General features: G+C 44.1%; 1 protein-coding gene and 1 pseudogene. Both read left to right on the plus strand.

The features are described from left to right. Nucleotides 1-165 (plus strand): annotated as a pseudogene (locus tag CXF78_RS01560) (DnaJ domain-containing protein); the annotation flags it as partial. A gap of 46 nt (nt 166-211) precedes the next feature. After that, nucleotides 212-1070 (plus strand): D-2-hydroxyacid dehydrogenase (locus CXF78_RS01565; RefSeq protein WP_102035771.1); only part of this gene is annotated, 859 nt, incomplete at its 3' end.

Raw genomic sequence — 1070 nt, forward strand, 5'->3', positions numbered from 1 at the left:
GATCAAGACGTAAAACGAACTTACCGCAAGTTGATGAATGAACATCATCCAGACAAGCTTGTGGCTAAAGGCTTACCTGAAGAGATGATGGAATTAGCCAACACCAAAGCACAAGATATTCAAGCCGCTTACGAGCGCATTAAAACCTCTAGAGGAATGCGTTAGCGCAAGCCAATAACGTATTTTTGTAAGCAATGGAATGGGGCCGTAAATGAAAATAGTAGTATTAGATGGTTATACACTTAATCCGGGTGATTTGAGTTGGCAAGCACTTGAAGCATTAGGCGAATGCGATATTTTCGACCATACAACACTCGACCAAATCGTGAGTCGTTGCCAAGGTGCGCAAATCGTACTGACCAATAAAACCCTATTGAGTACCGCGACCTTAAAGCAACTGCCCGCATTAACCTATATCGGTGTTCTAGCCACTGGAACCAATGTGGTCGATGTTGATGCAGCAAAAGCGCAGGGGATTGTTGTCACTAACATTCCTGCTTATGGCCCCGATGCCGTAGCACAAATGGTGTTTGCCCATATTTTACATCATAAGCAACAAGTTGCTTTACATGATCAAGCCGTAAAACAAGGGCAATGGGTAACGCAACGAGATTTTTGTTTTACCTTATCCCCATTAACTTCATTAAAAGGCCTCGCGCTGGGTGTTGTAGGTTATGGTGATATTGGCCAACAGGTTGCTCATTTAGGTGCCGCGTTTGGTATGAAAGTGTTGATTACCAGTGCTAAACCTAAAACCAATTTACCTGATGCTATTCAATGGTGTGAACGCGACAACTTGCTGCAACAAGCCGATATTATTTCGCTGCATTGTCCGCTGAGTGCCGCAACCAAATACATGATCAATAGCGACAGTTTACGCTTACTTAAACCGGGCTGTTTATTAGTGAATACTGCTCGCGGCGACTTGATTAATGAAACCGATTTAGCCCAGTGGTTAAATAATGGTAACGGCTTTGCGGCAGTTGACGTGTTATCGACAGAGCCACCCAGTAGCAATAACCCACTACTTAGTGCAGCCAACATTACTATCACGCCGCATATTGCATGGG

The sequence above is a fragment of the Shewanella sp. 11B5 genome, assembly GCF_002836795.1.
In the GTDB taxonomy this organism is placed as follows: Bacteria; Pseudomonadota; Gammaproteobacteria; order Enterobacterales; family Shewanellaceae; genus Shewanella; species Shewanella frigidimarina.